We start from the raw sequence: 15766 nt of genomic DNA, 5'->3' as shown, positions 1-15766 counted from the left end.
GCGCGGACGGCTGCGCGCCACGGCCCTCCCCAGCATGCGCGGCGACCGCCGCCCTTCCTCGTTCCGGCCTGCGCCGCCAGCATGTTTTCGGACGAGTACGGCCACCGATGGCGCATCCCCACCTGCCCTCGCTCCGCTCGCGCGGCGGCGGTGACGCGTGACACCCGGGCGCGTCGTCGGCAGAGGACCGGCTCCGGCCGACCCGCCGTGCAGGCGCCGGCCCTGACGACCGCCCGGCCACCCAGGCATTCGCCGCCCGCCCGCCACGGCTCCCCCTCCACGGGAGGCGGGAGCTGACCGGACAGCGGCCTCGCGCTCGCCACTCTCGCCCGCCCGGCCTGCCCCACCCCCCTCGCACGCTCCCGCCACCGAGGCCGGAGGGACACGTTCGCGCGCGCCCCACGAGCCCGGGACCGAAGGCCCCTCCCCCGCCCCCGGCCGCACAGAAGTGCCGCCTCACCGCCTGGCCCGGCCGACGGCACGGGCTCCGCCGACCGGGGCCCGGCACCCCGCCCCGTGGCCGGAACCCTGCGCTGACATTGGTGCAGGCCACAGTAGTCGGACAGAGTTCCCAGCTCCCGGCAGTACGTGAGCGTTCACTCACCTCCGAAAGCGGGGTCGATTTCCAGACACCCGACAGAATGTTGAACTTGCAAGTACTGGTGAGGCATCCCTAACCTGAGGCTTCAGTCGGCTCTCGCCCCCGCCTCGACCGAAGGAGCCCTCCCCTCATGCTCATCCGCCTGAACCAAGCCCAGCCCTATGTACTCAGCCTCTTCCGCTTCGTCGTCGGTCTGCTCTTCGCCTTCCACGGTGCCGCCGCGCTCTTCGGCGTGCTCGGCAGTGGTCAGACGGAGGCCGGCGCCTGGCCCGGCTGGTACGCCGCGCTGATCCAGCTCGTCTGCGGCACGCTGGTCGCCCTGGGCCTCGGGTCCCGCACCGCCGCGTTCCTCGCGTCGGGCTCGATGGCCTACGCGTACTTCTCCGTGCACCAGCCCGAGGCTCTCCTGCCGCTCCAGAACGGCGGCGATTCCCCGGTGATGTTCTGCTGGGCGTTCCTGCTGCTGGTCTTCACCGGTCCGGGCGCGCTGGCCCTGGACCGCCTCTTCGGAGCGAGGGGCACGAGCACTCCGGCCGAGGGCGCGGCCCCGCGCACAGAAGCCCCCGCCGTCCCGGTCTGACCTACGGCACGACCGCAGGCTCCCCCGCGCCCGGCTCACGCCCCCGCCGCCCCGCACACCGCCCCGCAGTGCGGGGCGGCCGGGAACGGCAGCGCGGTGGCGCTCCCCTCCCGCTGGGGAGGCGGACGCCACCGCGCGCGAACCATCCGGGCGGCCCCGGGCCGACCGGGGAGCTCTCGGCAGACCCGCGCGCCCGGGTCCGCCGGTCAGAGCCCGTTCGGCCCCTCACATCCGGTCGACCCGTCAGAGCCGCAGGTCTCGTGCACCCGGCACGACCCGGCACGCCCGTGCGCCCTGCTCTCTCCTACCCGTTCACCGGGCCACTCCGTCAGCCCCGCCTCCGGACGCGTCGTCCGTCGGGCCGAACGGCACCGTGAAGCAGGCCGCCCGCTCCCCCGCACCGCCCTGCCGGTCATGGATGACCACGGACCGCGCTCCGCCCTTCCGGAAGTTCCAGCCGTGCCGGGCCTCGGCCCGCCCGTCGCCGTCCGCGTCGGTCCGGAAGTCCAGCCACACCTCGTTGACCGGGTCCGCCGTCGCCGAAGCGCGGTGCTGGTAGTGCGGCCCGGCCGCCGCGGGATCGGCGCCGCAGGGGCGGGTGTGCACGTGCATCCCGTACGCGCGGTCCGGCGGCAGCCCCCGCAGCCGGGCCGCGATCCGGCTGCGGGTCCCGTCCGCGTACTGCGTGACCTCGATCCGGGCCCCCGCCGGCACCAACCCGGTGTCGTACGTCAGAGCCTTGGACGGGAGGAAGGCCCCGGGCGGGGAGAACACCCCGGCGGCCCGCGTCCAGACTCCGCCGACCGGACCGACGACGCCATCCTCGAAGCGCGAGGCCCGGGCCGTCCCCCCGCCCTCGCCCGGGAGCCCCGGGCCCTCCTCGCCGTGGACGCCGTCCGCCGGAAGCGCTGTCGTGTGCACGTCGTGCGCCTGGTCGTGCGGGCCATGGGCGACCCCGACCCCGCCGGCCAGCATCAGCAGCACCACCGCACCGGCCACCGCACCGGGGACGCCCGGCAGCACGCCGCCACGCCCGCACACCGCCGCGCCCCTCTTCTCCTTCTGGTGCGAGGGCCCGCACCCCGTCCGTACCATCCCTGCCGTCATACGCTGCTCCTCGTTCGCGCCGGTCGTTTCTCCCGTCTAACGGGCACGAGGCCGCCAGGTGTACGTGACCTGCACAACATCACCCGCCCTGCGGGCAGGCAGCGGAACCCTCCCGCGTACGCTGTACAGCTGGGCCCAGCCGCCCCTGCCGCTCCCTTGCGACGTCGCGGCGTCGACACGAGCGGGGAGTAGGAGACGGTGCTAGAGAGTCTGGGCGCGCTGACCAGCACTCCATGGATCTACGGGGTGGTCGCGCTCTCGGTGCTCCTGGACGTCTTCCTGCCACTGCTGCCCAGCGGCGTCCTCGTGATCACGGCCGCCACGGCAGCCGCCGCCGGCTCGACCACGGTCAGCGGAACGGGGGCGGGCCCCAGCGGGCAGGTGCCGTCACTGGTCGTGCTGATTCTGTGCGCGGCCAGCGCCTCCGTCCTCGGCGACCTCGTCGCGTACCGGCTCGCCTGGCGCGGAGGCGACCGCCTGGAACGGGCGATCGCCCGCTCGCGTCGCCTCACCGTCGCGCAGGAGCGTCTCGGCTCGGCGCTGAGCCGGGGCGGCGGCGCACTGGTCGTCATCGCCCGGTTCGCTCCGGCGGGCCGGTCCGTGGTCTCCCTCGGGGCGGGCGCCGCGCACCGCAGGGTGCGGGACTTCCTGCCGTGGTCCGCCCTGGCGGGGCTGGCGTGGGCGGGTTACAGCGTGGGGCTGGGCTACTTCGGCGGCCGGTGGCTTGGCTCGACCTGGTTCGGCACGGCCGTGTCGGTACTGGCCTTGTTCGTCGCCGGGGCGCTGGCCGCCTTCCTGGTGAAGCGCCCGGCCTCGGCGCGGTCGGCTGCGACGGCGGACGACGAGACGCAGACGGCACTGTCCGCGACCGCACCGCCGGGCCCCGCGACACGGAGTGCGGCAACACCGACGGCGCTGCCGCGCGCCACGGTCCCGCTGCCCGCGCCGGGCATCGCCCCCACGAGCGCATCGGGCTCCCTCGCCACGCCGACACCGGCCACTCCCTGATCGGGCCCGTGCCCGGGAGCGCCGAACCAGGCCCCGGGCCGTTCACGGGCGTCTCCAGCGGGGGACCCCAGCAACTCAGGCGCAACCCGCCCGGCGGGCAAGCCCCCGGGCTCCGGCCCCGGGCTCACCCCCGGGCCGCGCCGCGTATCTCCAGGCCGTCCAGCAGCTTCATCGTGGCTGCGGTGATCTCGTCGACGGCCCGGTCGAAGACTTCCCGGTTGTGCGCGGCGGGCACACGGAACCCGGAGACCTTGCGCACGTACTGGAGGGCGGCGGCCCGCATCTCCTCCTCGGTGGCCTCATCGGGGAGGGCGGGCGGTCGGAGCGTCTTGATGCTGCGGCACATGTCTCCAGTGTGGACCGCCCCACTGACAACGGACATCTGACGCCCGACCGGTCAGGGGCCGGACGGTTCAACCGTTCCGGAGCCGGTCGCGCGAGTCGGCCCGGTCGGTGCACAGGGCCCAGATGACGAAGACGTCGATGGCGATGGTGACGATGGCCCACACCGGTGTGTACGGGAGCCACATGAAGTTCGCGATGAGGTTCAGCGAGGCGAGGCCCACGCCCGCGCCCCGGGCCCACGCGGCTCCCTTGAGGATGCCCAGGCCCACGAGGATGAGGACCACCCCGAGAATGAGGTGGACCCAGCCCCACGAGGTCACGCTGAACTTGAAGACGTAGTCGTCGATCACCCTGTACACGTCGTTGGTAGCGATCCCCGCGATGCCCTTCAGCACCCCGAGGACACCGTCCACGAAGAGCAGAAGGCCGGCGAACATCGTTCCTCCGGCCGCCCACGGGCTGCCGGAGGAGCCCCCGGAACGGGGGGCGGCGGGGCGCGAGGCGCCGGGCGTAGGGGCGTCGGGCTGGCTCATGAGAACTCCTCGGCCGGTACGTACTCGGGCGTGCACTGCCCTGACCTGCTTCGATGGCACGAGTCAGGCTGACTTCGACGTTCCTTCGGTTCCCGGGGGAGAGCCACCTGAGCACGCCCGTACGAGTGACGGGTGGTGGAACACCGACTCCGCACGGTCCAGGCCCGATGCGGTCGGGGCCGGGTCGGCTCGATGCGGGCCGGACCGGATCACAGTGCCCTGGTGGGCCAGCTCGGACCGGACCGGGGTCCGCTCAGCTCCCCCCGGTGCCTGGCCGGGCAGAGCTTCCGCTCGGGCGGCCCCGGCCGGCACGGGCCGGGTCGGGGGGTCGGGTCGGGTCGGGTCAGGGCGGGGCGGGGCGGATCAGCCTGCCGCGCGTCCGCGAACCCACCCGGCACACTCGGCAGCCGCCGGCCGAGGCCCACGGAATCATTGCCATGTCAGGAGTCGTCTGCCGACGCGCACGGGGTCATTCCCATGTGTCGAGGTCGCCGCCGCGCCATTCGATCAGGTCCGGCCGGTCCAGCTCGACGATCTCGTCGGGCCCCGGGCCCAGCCCGGCGGCGCGCAGCAGCGCGGCCACCTCGCCCCGGCCGTGCGCCAGGCCCACGATCTGCCCGTGCACAGTGACCCGCCGCCCTCCGGTCGCGGACGGCGGGTAGACGATCACGGGCGGGTGCTCGGACATGTCTCCACGGTGCCCCGCGCACCGTCCGATCGCATCCTGGGAGGCGTGCGCGCTGGCGGCCCCGGAAGGCCGCCGTCCCCGGGCACGCGACAGGGGGGCGGTCGGCGCTACCGCGCCACGACAGAGCCCGGCGGGGCCGGTGGTACGGAACCGCGGCGCATGGGACGACGTCGGTCCTGACATTCACACGATCATGTAATCCGATGGAGGACGACGCGCCCATGACGGCAACGGCGGACCGCTACCTGTACCTGACGCGCCACGGTGAGGCCTCGTCGGACGAGAGCACGCTCACGGAGAACGGGCGGCGGCAGGCAGCCCTCCTCGCGGAGCGGCTGAGCGGAGCTCCGCTCACCGCGATCCATCACGGCCCGCTCGCCCGCGCGAAGGAGACGGCCCAGGTGATCGGCGAGCGGCTGGCCGGTGTCCCCGTGCTGCCGTCCGCGCCGGCCGGCGACTACATCCCCTACATGCCACGGCGCGAGGAGCTGCCGGAGGAATCCGCGGGCCGCCTGCTCGGTCGTCTGGCCGGATTCCCGGCGCCGGAACGCGAGAAGGGCCCGGGGCTGGCCCAGCAGGCTCTCGCGCTGTTCACCGGGCCGGTCGCGGGCGGCGAGCCGCGGCACGAACTGGTCGTCACCCACAACTTCCTCGTCGGCTGGCTGTTCCGGGACGCGCTCGACGCCCCGAAGTGGCGCTGGACGGGGATCAACCATGCCAACGCCGCGCTGACCGTCATCCGCTACGCGCCCGGCCGTCCCCCCGCCGTCCTCCTGTTCAACGACACCGGCCACCTTCCGGCCGGCCTCCGCTGGACCGGTTTCCCGCCCGAGCTCCACGTCTGAGAGCACCGGGTTCCCGGTCGGGGGCGTCGATCCACCGGTGCCGACGGCTTCGGCAGAAGTATCCCCGCGCGGCCGGGCCGTACGCACGGCCCGGCCGGGGCGGGGCGGGGCGGCGCTCAGCCTTCGGGCAGCAGCGGCGCCTCCGCCCCGGCCGGCGCCCGGCGGCTGGGAACGCCCGGCTGCCGCGGGCACGACCGGCTGCCTGCCGCGACCGGGCCGGCCCGCCCGAGACGCCGGACGGGGCGCGGCGGTGGCCAGACCCCGGTTCGGCCCAGGGACGCCCCCAGGAAGTGGAGAGCATCGCGGCGGCCGACGCATCGCCTTCCAGGGCGGCGTACCGCGCTACGCCGCCCGCGGACCGCTCACGACGCGCCCACCGCCTTCAGTGACCGCTCATTACCTCCGGAGTAATCGACCTCTCCACCCGCCCACCGGCAGGATCGAGCCCATCGCCGGAAGTCCGCCGGGTCGCCTGACAACGTACGGAGACACCATGTCTGTCACGTCCCCTGCCCCCAGGGCGGGTTCGACCACCACCGCACCGCCCTCCCCCGCCGAGACCACCCGGGCCGTCGTCCAGGAGTTCCTCGCCGCCCGGGCGGCCGGGGACATCGGGCGGCTCACCGCGGTCTTCGCCGACGAGGTCGACTGGCTGCTGGCCGAGAACCCCGCCGCCCCGTGGATTCGGCCGCGTTCCACCGCTGCCGAATGCGCCGCCCAGTTCGCCGAGTTGATGGAGCACACCGTGCCCGAGGACGCGCACGCCTCCGTCGACGCCTTCCTGGTGGACGGTGCCGACGCCGTCCTGACAGGGCGCCTTTCGGGGACCGTGCGAGCGACGGGAAGATCGTTCTCGGGCCCCTTCGCGCTCCGGCTCACCGTCGAGAACGGCCGCATCACCCGGCACCACCTCTACGAGAACAGTCTGTCGATCGCCGAGGCGGCGAGCGGGCACGTCATCGCCGCGCCGTCGGAGGGGTGATCCGCCGGCAGGCCCGCGGCCTCCGGCACGCGCACAGACAGCCTGGTCCGCCGGGCGGGGCACACGGTAGTGCCGCGTCCTAGCCACCGCCGTGCCGCTCCCCCTCCTGGATGGCCCGGCAGGACCGCGCGTCCGCGCGCCGCTGTCGGGCCACGAAGATCGCCGCCACGATCGCCACCAGGAGGAAGAGCAGGGCGGCCACGCCCGACATCACCGCCAGCACGGCCGCCCCACCGCCCCCGACGTCCTCTTCACGGGCGACGACCTGTGGATCGTCCGCCTGGTGTCGGACAGTCAGCCGGGCGCCGACGGAGTGCCTGCCTCCACCGCTGCCTACCGGCAGATCCGCCACCACGCTCCGCCCACCGGCCTCGAACGCGACCTCGCACTGGCCCGCCATGCAAGCGCCGCTCGTATGCAGCACCGCCTGAGCCCGCTCGCCGTCCTCGAGGGAGCGAAGGTGCTGGGCGGCCGGGAACATCACCAGCGTCGACAGCGCCCCCAGGAGCAGCCCGAGCACCAGCGACATCAGCAGCGCGGCGCGGGGCCCCGGACCGGCCGGGCCGGTGCTCTGCTGAGGCGCGGCCGAGCCCCCTGCTCGCCCCGCGCCTTCCCGGCCCTTCACCGTCCCGCTCCGTTCATGTCTTGGCGCCGTCGCGCGTCATGGCGTTGACCTGGAAACCGACCCGCTGGAGCCACGCCGCGGCGCCGGCCCTGCCCCCGCTGAACTCGTCCGACGTGAGGGCCCGCCCCTGACTCCACCTGTGCGCCACCCCGGCGATCGCCTTGGAGTCGTACTCCCGCCCCTCGTGGACCAGCACATAGGAGCGCGCCTTCCCGAAGCCGTACTTCGCCAGGAAGGCGTCACGCCCCACCTCTTCGTGCTCCGCCAAGGCCTTGAGCACGGACTGTCGTGTGATCGCTCCTCTGCGCATGGAGAGCATCGTAGAGCCGGGCTCTGACAACGCCTGCCGCTCCGAGCGGATCTGAGTACCCGTGCTCATGCGCGGGGCCTGACGCGCCAGGACGCTGGAGGGCATGCGATCAACAGACCGGCACGGGAACCAGGCACGGTGGTCGTCATGAGAACGAAGGACAGACCGTCGACCGGCGAGCAGATCGGGGTCAGCGTGGCCCTGCTCGTACTCGACCTGATGGCCATCGCCTGGTTGGTGCTCATCAACTACGGGATGGCCGGATGGGCCGACAGCTACAACGGCGGCAACCCGCCCACCGCGCCCCAGGAAGCGTTGCGGGGGATGTGGCTCCTGGCCGGCGGCGCAGTCATCACGGGCGGTGGGCTGCTTGCTCGGGGGTGGCGCCTCCCCGGCATCGTGCAACTGGTCGTCCTGGGAAGCGGAGCCCTCGTGCTCGCCTACTTCGCCACCCACGACCAGCACGCCTCCGCAGTGCGCCCGGCCTTCGCGTGATCCGTTCGCACGGGGCCGTCGCGGCTGTGCGGGCCGGGGCCCGGGTGAGCACGCCCGTCAGCGCCGGACGGAGATGTCGAAGGCCCCCAACCATGATCGGTCGGGGGCCTTCGCACTGGTGGGCGCGGACGGTTTCGAACCGCCGACATCTGCTTTGTAAGAGCAGCGCTCTACCCCTGAGCTACGCACCCGTGGATGAGGCCACAGCCTACATGGACCCGGGCTCCTGCTCATAAACCGCGTCAGCGGCGGTGCCGGGCGGCGGCGTGGGGGCCGCACGCCGGGCTGGAAGCTTCGCGCGGCGGTGTGGGACCGGGCCCGGAAGGCCGCACGGGCGGCGTGCGGGGGATAACCCCACCTCCGAGACGGTAGCCGCCCGCATACCGCCGGGGGCCGTGGCTGCATACGGTTTCCTTACACCGGCAGCGACGTCCGGTGACATCGTACGGCCGTAAACCCTGGGGGACCGATCACCGTGGACATCGTGACGAGCGCACCGACCCGAACATGGCGCCGGGCGTCCGGCCGGGCTCTCTCCGTTGCAGGCGGGGCCGCGCTGCTGGCCCTGTCTCTCACCGGGTGCGGAGGTACGGATGCGGAGGGGGCCCCGGTCGAGCGGAAGACGTTCGCGCTGGAGGGCACGACCCTGAACATCGACTCGGAGAACGCCACCGTGGACCTGGTGTCGGCCGACGTAGAGCAGATCGAGGTGGAGCGGCAGGTCGACGGTTGGGTGGTGCTGGGCAGCGGGCCCGACCCGGTCTGGAAGATCGAGGGCGACACCCTGACGCTCCGGGTGAAGTGCGAGGCTCTGATCAACAACTGCGAGGCGCGGCACCGGGTGAAGGTGCCTCGCGGGGTCGGCGTGACGGCGGCGTCGGACAACGGGCGCGTCAGTGCCGCCGGGTTCGACAGTCCGCTGGATCTGTCGTCCGACCACGGAGAGGTCCTCGTCCGGGATGTGAGCGGCGCCCTGAAGCTGTACAGCGACAACGGGGAGGTGCGGGCGGAGCGGGTGTCCTCCCCGTCCGTCGTCGCCCGGTCGGACAACGGGGAGGTCCGACTGGACTTCGCCACCGTTCCCGACCTCGTGGACACGGTGAGCGACAACGGCGGGATCACCATAGATCTGCCGCCGGGCGCGCAGAAGTACGCCGTGAACGCCTCCGCCGACAACGGTGACGTCTCGATAGGGGTGCCGCGCAGCGACACCAGCGCCCATGTGGTGAAAGCGCGGAGCGACAACGGTCAAGTCACCGTCCGAAGCGTGAACTAACCGGCCCGTGTGTTCGTCCTTACCTGGTGGGAGAATGTACCGGGCAGGGCGAATCGGCACGGGAGAGGGATGTGACGGCGACACACGCGCGGCCGGAGGCAGGAGCGGGTGGGCGTTCCGCCGTCCAGAGGGTCCAGGGGCTGGCTGGCCGGCTCGTCCCCGGGGGGCGGCGACCGCCGCGTGACCGCGGTGTCCGTCCCGGCTCCGAGGCCTGTGGAGGGCGTCACCACAGCGGGCCCGCCGTCCGGGATGCCCTGGGGCTGTTGCTGTTGCCGGTGCCGCTCGTGCTGGCCGTGCTGCCCACCGCCTTCTCCGGGGGCGGTACGCGCCGGTGGTTCGGCGGTCGCGGCGAGAATCAGCGGGCCGAGGCGCAGGCCGCGAAGGACGCCGCCGCCGAGGCGTTCTACGAACTGGACAGCGCTCAGCGGGATCTTCGGATCTCGGTCGAGACGATCAGCGCCGTCGACGGCTCCTCACGCGCACGCAAGGCTGTGGAGGACTTCGCCGCGCTGGGGCGGCGCATCGACGAGGTCAGCCACGCCTACATCACCGCCGTCGACACCCATGACCTGGACCGGGACGAGCTGGAGCCCTCTGTCGCCTCCCGCGCCCGCACCGAGCTGACCCGCGCCAAGGACGACCTCGTACGGGTCAAGGGCGAGCTCGACCGGTTCGCGCAGGGACTCGGGCCCCTGCTGGGCAGTGCCGAGACGCAGCTCGCCCGGCTCGCCCCCGCAGTGGAGCGGGCTCGGCAGGCCCTCCTCGGCGCGAGCGAAGCCCTCGACTCCGTCCGGGCCGCGGGGCTGCGGGCCGACGAGCTCGCCGCCCGGCTCGCCGCGCTCGCCCCGGAGCTGACCAAGCTGAACCAGGGAGCGGGCAAGCACGGTGTCCCGGAGACGCTGCACCGGGCGGACGTGGTGCTGCGTGACGCGGAGGCCGTACGCACCGAGGCGGAGCGGCTGCCCGAGCGGGCCGCCGAGATCGACCGGCGGCTGGTGTCGCTGCGGACCCGGGCCCAGGCGCTGACCACCCGCGCGGGTTCGGTGGAGCCGGTGCTCAGCGAGTTGCGGCGACGTTTCTCGGCCGCCTGCTGGCAGGACCTGCAGCCCGTCCCGGAGCAGGCCGCCGCCGGTGTACGACAGGCCGAGGAGAAGCTCGCGGAGGCGGCGAAGGCACGGGAGGAGCAGCTCTGGGCGGACGCCACATCCCGGCTGAGCACGGTCCGGGCCCTGCTGAACGCCGCGGACGAGGCGGTGTCCGCCGCCGGAGACCGGTTGCAGCAGCTGGACGCCGTGGCGAAGGACCCGCAGCAGGAGATCGAGCGGACCCGGTTCGCGGTGCGGGACGCCCAGCGCCTCGCCATGGCCGGCCGGCACACGCCCGACCCCCGGCACGCCCGGCCCCTGGACGACTCCGTGGCCCGGCTGGAGCGCGCCGTAGCCGGTCTGGAGGGGCGCCACCCCGACTACTGGCACTTCCTCACCGAGACCGAGGCCGTGCGGCAGACCGCGGCCCGAGTGGTCTCCGACATTCGTGAGGAGCGCGGTGCCGGAGCGTGAGCCCCCGCCCGCCCCGACCGCCGGGGGCGGGCGGCCGAGTGCGCCGCGGGACCGGTCCCCGACCGGGCCCGCGGACACGTCGGCACTCGGCCAGGCCCGCAGGGCGGGGTCGCAGGCCGGGCGGCCGTAGCCCTGCCCCCGTGATGGCTCTAGCCTGGGGCCATGCCTCGTTATGAATTCCGCTGCCGCACCTGCGGAGACACGTTCGAACTCAGCCGCCCCATGGCCCAGTCCTCGGACCCCGCCTCCTGCCCCGCCGGCCACGACGACACCGTGAAACTCCTGTCCACCGTGGCCGTGGGCGGTGCGGCCGGGTCCGCTCCCGCACCGTCCGGCGGCGGGGGCGGGGGCTGCTGCGGGGGCGGGTGCTGCGGCTGAGCCCGGCCCCGCCCGCCCGCGGCGCGGCGCGCTACTTCTTCCGGGAGAGCGTCAGCCCGTCCGACACCGTCAGCAGCACGCTGTCCATCCGGTCGTCGGCGCTCACGTGGTCGTTGAACTCCTTGATCGCCGCCGCCGGGCCGGTCGCCTCCGGGTCCGTGACCCCGCCGTGGAAGAGCACGTTGTCCGTGGCGATCACGCCGCCCCGCCGCATCCGGGGGACCAGCTCCTCCCAGTAGGCGATGTAGCCGCCCTTGTCCGCGTCCAGGTAGGCGAAGTCGATGTGGGGCTCGTCGGGCATCGCGCGCAGGGTGTCCAGGGCGGGGGCGATGCGCAGGTCGACGCGGTCCGCGACGCCCGCCTTCGCCCAGGCCTCCCGGCCGTACGCCGTCCACTCCTCCGAGATGTCGCAGGCGATGAGAGTGCCGTCGGCGGGCAGCGCCTGGGCCATCGCCAGGGCGCTGAACCCGGTGAACGTGCCGACCTCCACCACGTGCCGGGCGCCGACCAGCCGGACGAGGAAGGCGAGCAGCGGGGCCTGCTCCTCGGCCGACTGCATGCCCGCGTGGTCGGGGAACCGGGCGTATGTGGTGTCCACCAGCTCCCGCTGGACCGGGTCCAGCGGGGGGTTGTGGGCCAGCATGTACGCGTACAGCTCCGCGGTGATGGTGGTGTCGTTGCCCTTGGTCATCCGGGTGGGTGTCCCTCTGTGTCGTGGCACGGCGGCCGTCCGCCGCGCTCTCGGCCAAGCCTCGCTCAGCGTGCGCCGCAGCGCACGGATACCGGGTACGCCGGTCCGCCGCGTCTCAGTGGCGGGACGCCGCCGCCGTCAGGAAGCGGCGCAGGATCTCCTCGCCCGCCGCCGCGCCCCGCTCCGCCAGGGCCTCGACGTGCGGGGCGTGCCAGCCGTCGTCGGCCAGTTCGCCGTGGCCGGGGCGCCATCCCAGGTCGGCGGCGAGCAGCAGGTCGGCGTCGAGGAGGGAGTCCCCGGCGGCGAGCGTGCGGGTGGCGCCGGTGCGGCGGGCGACCTCGTGCATCGCGGCGCTCTTGGTGAGGGGCGCCGGGACGGCGTAGATCTTGCGGCCCTGGAGGGAGACCGTCCAGCCGCGGGGGCGGGCCCACACCGCGAGCTCCTTCACCCACTGTTCGGGCAGCAGGGAGCGTTCGACGACGAGATAGGCGAAGAGGTCCTCGGCGACGCGGTCCTTGAGGAGCCAGGCCGGGTCGGCGGTGGTCGCGAGGTGGGCCCTGATCTCGGCCAGGGGGGCGCACTCGTCGGCGATCCGGGCCTGGACGCGGTCCTGCCAGTCCCGGTCGGAGACGCCGTCGACCAGGATGTGCCCGCCGTTGGCGCAGATCGCGTAGCGCGGAGCGGGGCCGGGGAGGTGGATGCGGTGGTACTGCTCGCGGGTCCGGGTGGTCGTCGGCACGAACACGGTGGCTCCGGCCACCTCGGTGAGGAGGGCCGCGGCCGTCTCGGTCAGGTAGGAGAGGGGCTGGCGCCCGTACACCTCGACGCACAGGAGGCGGGGCGCCTCGGCGTCCGGCATGGGCAGTTGGAGCGCTGCCGCCGAGTAGATGAGGGTGCGGTCCAGGTCGCTCGCCACCAGGGTGACCGGTGTGCCGCCCGTGCCGGAGGCCACGGAGCCGACGGGGGCGTCCTGCGTCGCCGGCGGGGCGGGAGCGGCGGCGGGGGGCCGCGGGTCCGTGGTCACGCGCCCTTCACCGCCTTGCCGTCCGCGCCCGTCGCACCGCGGGTGTACCGCGGGTGGATCAGACCGACGCAGCTGTACGGGAGGGCGTCGACCTCCTCGACCGGTACGCCGCGCTGTTCGGCCAGCAGTCGGATGTGCTCCAGGTCCGCACCCGCTCCCCGCTTCGCGAGGATCTTCCAGGGGACCCGGCGGAGCAGGACCCGGGTGGTCTCGCCGACGCCCGGCTTGACGAGGTTGACGTCGTGGATGCCGTACTCCTCGCTGATCCGCTCGACGGCCGCCCAGCCCTCCCAGGTCGGGGCGCGGTCGGCGGCCAGCAGCTCCTGGGCCTTCGCGTCGACGTCGCCGGCCACCTCGTCGAAGCGCGCGGCGACCGTGTCGAGGAAGTGGACGGAGACGTCGGTGTCCGCCAGTTCGCGGTAGAACTTCGCGCCGTGGAAGTCGTCGGGGCCGACGAGGTCGGCGCGGAGCACCGTACGGGAGACGAGGCCGGACACCGTGGAGTTGAGGCAGGCGGAGGGGATGAGGAAGTCCTCGCGGGTGCCGTACGTCCGTACGCAGCCGCCCGGGTCGGCGAGCACCGCGATCTCCGGGTCGAAGCGGGCGCCCCCCTCGGTCCGGGCGAACGCCTCCAGGGCCGCGGCCAGTTCGCGGGTGATCGCGCCCTTGCCGGTCCAGCCGTCGACGAACACCACGTCGGCCGGGTCGTGGTGGGCGGCCAGCCAGCGCAGGGCGGTGGCGTCGATGCCGCGGCCCCGGACGATGGAGACGGCGTAGTGCGGCAGGTCCAGTCCGTGCCGGTGCCGGGCCCAACGGCGCATCAGCACGCCGACCGGGGTGCCGGCGCGGGCGAGCGAGACGAGGACCGGCCGGGGGCCGCGTTCGGCGAGGACCGTCTCGGTGACGGCGCCCACCGCACGGGCGATGCGGGCGGCGGAGGCGTCCAGGGCGGCCGCGAACAGTGCCTGGTAGGCGGGGCTGGGCTGGTATTCGACGGGCAGCGACTCCGCGTAGTGCGCGCCGCCGCTCTGGATCGCCTCCTCGCGCTCCTCTGTGGGTGCTTCCAGCTCGGTGTCCGAGAGGTCCTGGAGCAGCCAGCCGACGTCTTCCGCGGCGTAACTGGAGAAGTCGGGGCCTCTCAGGGGCTCGGGCGGCACGGCGGGCTCCTGGCGTCGGGGGGCGGTGGGGGTCGGGCCGGGGACGTACGAGGGGACGGTCACGAGGAGTACGTGGCCGGTGTGCTCGGCGAGCCGGGCCAGCAGTCCGTCGGGGGCGTGCAGCTCGGGGGTGTCGGCGGTGGAGTCGACGACGGCGAGGACCGCGTCGAAGCCGGCGCCCGCCACGTTGTAGGCGTACCGGTCGCCGGGGCCGTCGGCCGGGTCGTCGTGGGCGGGGAAGACCAGACGGGTGCGGATCGCGTAGCCGGGGTCGTCGACCGCGAGGACGGGCGAGCGGGTGGTGGTGGAGTAGCGGACCTCTGCGGCCGCGTCCAGCGTGGCCTCCAGCGCGGTGCCCAGGCGCAGCGGGGCGTACATCAGCTCCTCGCAGCCGAGTACGAGGACGCGGCCGCGGGCGTCGTCGCCGAGCGCGGCGGCGATCCGGTCGGCCATGGCCGGGAGCGCCGCTTCCAGTTCCTCCCGGTGGGCGGGGGTGAACCCGTGCCGCCCGCCGTCGGGGACGCCGGCCGGCCAGTCCAGGTCGACGCGGGTGAACCGGGCCGGGGGCCCGGCGGGACGGGGTACGGCAGCGCTGTCGCCATGCGTCGCCTCCCCGGCGCCGGCGCGCGCGTCCGGGTGTGCCGCCTCTGCGGCCCGCTTCTCGGCGCGCACGCCCGCCTGCTCGGCGCGCGGTGCCCGCCGCTCCTCGGCCCGCTCCGTCTCTTCGGCCCGTCCCGTCTCTTCGACCTGTGCCGTCGTCCGTTCCGCTTGGACGGCCTCCTGCTCCGCGACCAGGGCCTGGCCGCGTTCCAGCACGCCGTCCGGCAGAAGGACCGTCCCGGCGCTGCGGGTCACCAGGTCGACGCGCGCGCCGATCTCGGCCGCGAAGGCGGCCAGCCGGTCGCGGTCGCCGGCCGAGCGCATGTCGACCAGGGCGACGATGACGTACCGCTCGCGCGGGTGCAGGCGGTGGAGCGCGCTGATGGTGTTGAGGACCGTGTTGCCGGTGGAGAACTCGTCGTCGACCAGGACGAGCACGGGCCCGCCCCCGTGGTCCGAGCCGCCCCCGCCGACGGGGGCCGCGCCTCCGTCCCCCGCGAGCAGGCCCCGGTCCTCGGGCAGCAGCAGGTGCGAGGTGGCGTGCGAGTGGGACTCCTCGAAGCCGCCCGCCTGCTCGACGCCCGGCACCGGGCGCCGGGTGGAGTGGAGGTAGGGGGCGTCCCGCAGTCCGTCCGCGACGGCGTGGCCGAGGCCGGTGGCCGTCTCCGCGTACCCGAGGACGACCGCGCGGGAGGCCGCCTCGTCGCCGAGGAGGGCCCGCACCCGCTCACCCAGCTCGAAGCCGGCCCCGTAGACGACGGAGGGGCGCTGGGGCACGTGTTTGCCCAGCACGTTCGAGACGAGCAGGTGCGCCCGCCTGGGGTTGCGGCGCAGGGCGAGGCCCAGCAGGTCCCGCAGCTCTGCGTCGCCCTTCAGGGCGATTCCCAGCCGCTCGGCCACCCAGTCGCCCGACCACACCACGTCCACGGTCTCTTCTCTCGTCGCGCGCTCGCTCATCGCCG

At 74.2% G+C, this 15766-nt stretch carries 17 protein-coding genes and 1 tRNA gene; 8 read left to right on the top strand and 10 right to left on the bottom strand.

The genetic code is table 11. The features are described 5' to 3' along the window. The first annotated feature begins 731 nt into the window (after positions 1 to 731). The gene (locus tag V9U70_RS23005) at positions 732 to 1181 is read left to right on the top strand and encodes a DoxX family protein (protein WP_336678107.1); all 450 of its coding nucleotides are present in this window, start codon (positions 732 to 734) and stop codon (positions 1179 to 1181) included. A 312-nt stretch (positions 1182 to 1493) separates the two neighbouring features. Here the strand turns inward: V9U70_RS23005 and V9U70_RS23000 are convergent, their stop codons facing one another. Then, positions 1494 to 2288 (bottom strand): superoxide dismutase family protein, encoded by a 795-nt coding sequence (locus tag V9U70_RS23000; protein WP_336678106.1) that lies wholly within the window; start codon positions 2286 to 2288, stop codon positions 1494 to 1496. Positions 2289 to 2486: 198 nt separating this feature from the next. On the opposite strand from V9U70_RS23000, the gene V9U70_RS22995 reads away from it, so the two are divergent. Beyond that, positions 2487 to 3296 (top strand): DedA family protein, encoded by an 810-nt coding sequence (locus V9U70_RS22995; RefSeq protein ID WP_336678104.1) that lies wholly within the window; start codon positions 2487 to 2489, stop codon positions 3294 to 3296. Between the two features lie 124 nt (positions 3297 to 3420). Here the strand turns inward: V9U70_RS22995 and V9U70_RS22990 are convergent, their stop codons facing one another. The 3 genes from V9U70_RS22990 to V9U70_RS22980 form a co-directional block, all read right to left on the bottom strand. Further along, positions 3421 to 3642: a DUF2277 domain-containing protein gene (locus V9U70_RS22990; protein WP_336678102.1), complete on the bottom strand. Its 222-nt coding sequence runs from the start codon at positions 3640 to 3642 to the stop codon at positions 3421 to 3423. Between the two features lie 67 nt (positions 3643 to 3709). Then, entirely contained in the window at positions 3710 to 4174 is a 465-nt protein-coding gene (locus V9U70_RS22985; protein WP_336678100.1) for a DUF7144 family membrane protein, read from the bottom strand. 469 nt (positions 4175 to 4643) lie between these two features. Further along, positions 4644 to 4862 (bottom strand): hypothetical protein, encoded by a 219-nt coding sequence (locus V9U70_RS22980; RefSeq protein WP_336678098.1) that lies wholly within the window; start codon positions 4860 to 4862, stop codon positions 4644 to 4646. 221 nt (positions 4863 to 5083) lie between these two features. Between V9U70_RS22980 and V9U70_RS22975 the strand changes: the two genes are divergently transcribed. Next, positions 5084 to 5707, top strand: coding sequence for a histidine phosphatase family protein (locus tag V9U70_RS22975; protein WP_336678096.1), 624 nt, complete (start codon positions 5084 to 5086; stop codon positions 5705 to 5707). Between the two features lie 493 nt (positions 5708 to 6200). Further along, positions 6201 to 6689 carry a nuclear transport factor 2 family protein gene (locus tag V9U70_RS22970; RefSeq protein WP_336678094.1) on the top strand — a complete coding sequence of 163 codons (489 nt, stop codon included), beginning with the start codon at positions 6201 to 6203 and terminating at the stop codon, positions 6687 to 6689. A 79-nt stretch (positions 6690 to 6768) separates the two neighbouring features. On the opposite strand, the gene V9U70_RS22965 is transcribed toward V9U70_RS22970, so the two are convergent. Then, positions 6769 to 7314 carry a hypothetical protein gene (locus tag V9U70_RS22965; RefSeq protein ID WP_419724013.1) on the bottom strand — a complete coding sequence of 182 codons (546 nt, stop codon included), beginning with the start codon at positions 7312 to 7314 and terminating at the stop codon, positions 6769 to 6771. Between the two features lie 13 nt (positions 7315 to 7327). After that, the gene (locus V9U70_RS22960; protein WP_336678092.1) at positions 7328 to 7624 is read right to left on the bottom strand and encodes a ScoMcrA-related endonuclease; all 297 of its coding nucleotides are present in this window, start codon (positions 7622 to 7624) and stop codon (positions 7328 to 7330) included. A gap of 147 nt (positions 7625 to 7771) precedes the next feature. On the opposite strand from V9U70_RS22960, the gene V9U70_RS22955 reads away from it, so the two are divergent. Further along, positions 7772 to 8119: a DUF6234 family protein gene (locus V9U70_RS22955; RefSeq protein ID WP_336678090.1), complete on the top strand. Its 348-nt coding sequence runs from the start codon at positions 7772 to 7774 to the stop codon at positions 8117 to 8119. Between the two features lie 116 nt (positions 8120 to 8235). Here the strand turns inward: V9U70_RS22955 and V9U70_RS22950 are convergent. Continuing rightward, a tRNA-Val gene (locus V9U70_RS22950) sits at positions 8236 to 8310 on the bottom strand. Positions 8311 to 8594: 284 nt separating this feature from the next. Here V9U70_RS22950 and V9U70_RS22945 point away from each other — a divergent pair. The 3 genes from V9U70_RS22945 to V9U70_RS22935 all read left to right on the top strand — a co-directional run bounded on the left by V9U70_RS22945 (position 8595) and on the right by V9U70_RS22935 (position 11332). Then, positions 8595 to 9395, top strand: a complete 801-nt coding sequence (locus V9U70_RS22945) for a DUF4097 family beta strand repeat-containing protein (protein WP_336678088.1) — start codon at positions 8595 to 8597, stop codon at positions 9393 to 9395. A 71-nt stretch (positions 9396 to 9466) separates the two neighbouring features. Next, on the top strand, positions 9467 to 10954 hold the full coding sequence (locus tag V9U70_RS22940) for a coiled-coil domain-containing protein (protein ID WP_336678087.1): 1488 nt from the start codon (positions 9467 to 9469) through the stop codon (positions 10952 to 10954). Between the two features lie 162 nt (positions 10955 to 11116). Then, positions 11117 to 11332, top strand: a complete 216-nt coding sequence (locus V9U70_RS22935) for an FmdB family zinc ribbon protein (RefSeq protein ID WP_336678085.1) — start codon at positions 11117 to 11119, stop codon at positions 11330 to 11332. 31 nt (positions 11333 to 11363) lie between these two features. On the opposite strand, the gene V9U70_RS22930 is transcribed toward V9U70_RS22935, so the two are convergent. The 3 genes from V9U70_RS22930 to V9U70_RS22920 form a co-directional block, all read right to left on the bottom strand. Further along, complete coding sequence (locus V9U70_RS22930; protein ID WP_336678083.1) at positions 11364 to 12023, bottom strand: O-methyltransferase; 660 nt, start codon at positions 12021 to 12023, stop codon at positions 11364 to 11366. 115 nt (positions 12024 to 12138) lie between these two features. Then, positions 12139 to 12939 carry an HAD family hydrolase gene (locus V9U70_RS22925; RefSeq protein ID WP_336678385.1) on the bottom strand — a complete coding sequence of 267 codons (801 nt, stop codon included), beginning with the start codon at positions 12937 to 12939 and terminating at the stop codon, positions 12139 to 12141. Positions 12940 to 13043: 104 nt separating this feature from the next. Then, positions 13044 to 15761 carry a phosphoribosyltransferase gene (locus tag V9U70_RS22920; RefSeq protein WP_336678081.1) on the bottom strand — a complete coding sequence of 906 codons (2718 nt, stop codon included), beginning with the start codon at positions 15759 to 15761 and terminating at the stop codon, positions 13044 to 13046. Positions 15762 to 15766 lie beyond the last annotated feature (5 nt).

The sequence above is a fragment of the Streptomyces pratensis genome (assembly GCF_037137275.1).
Taxonomy (GTDB): Bacteria; Actinomycetota; Actinomycetes; order Streptomycetales; family Streptomycetaceae; genus Streptomyces; species Streptomyces pratensis_B.
This window is presented reverse-complemented; position numbering and strand designations above follow the sequence as displayed.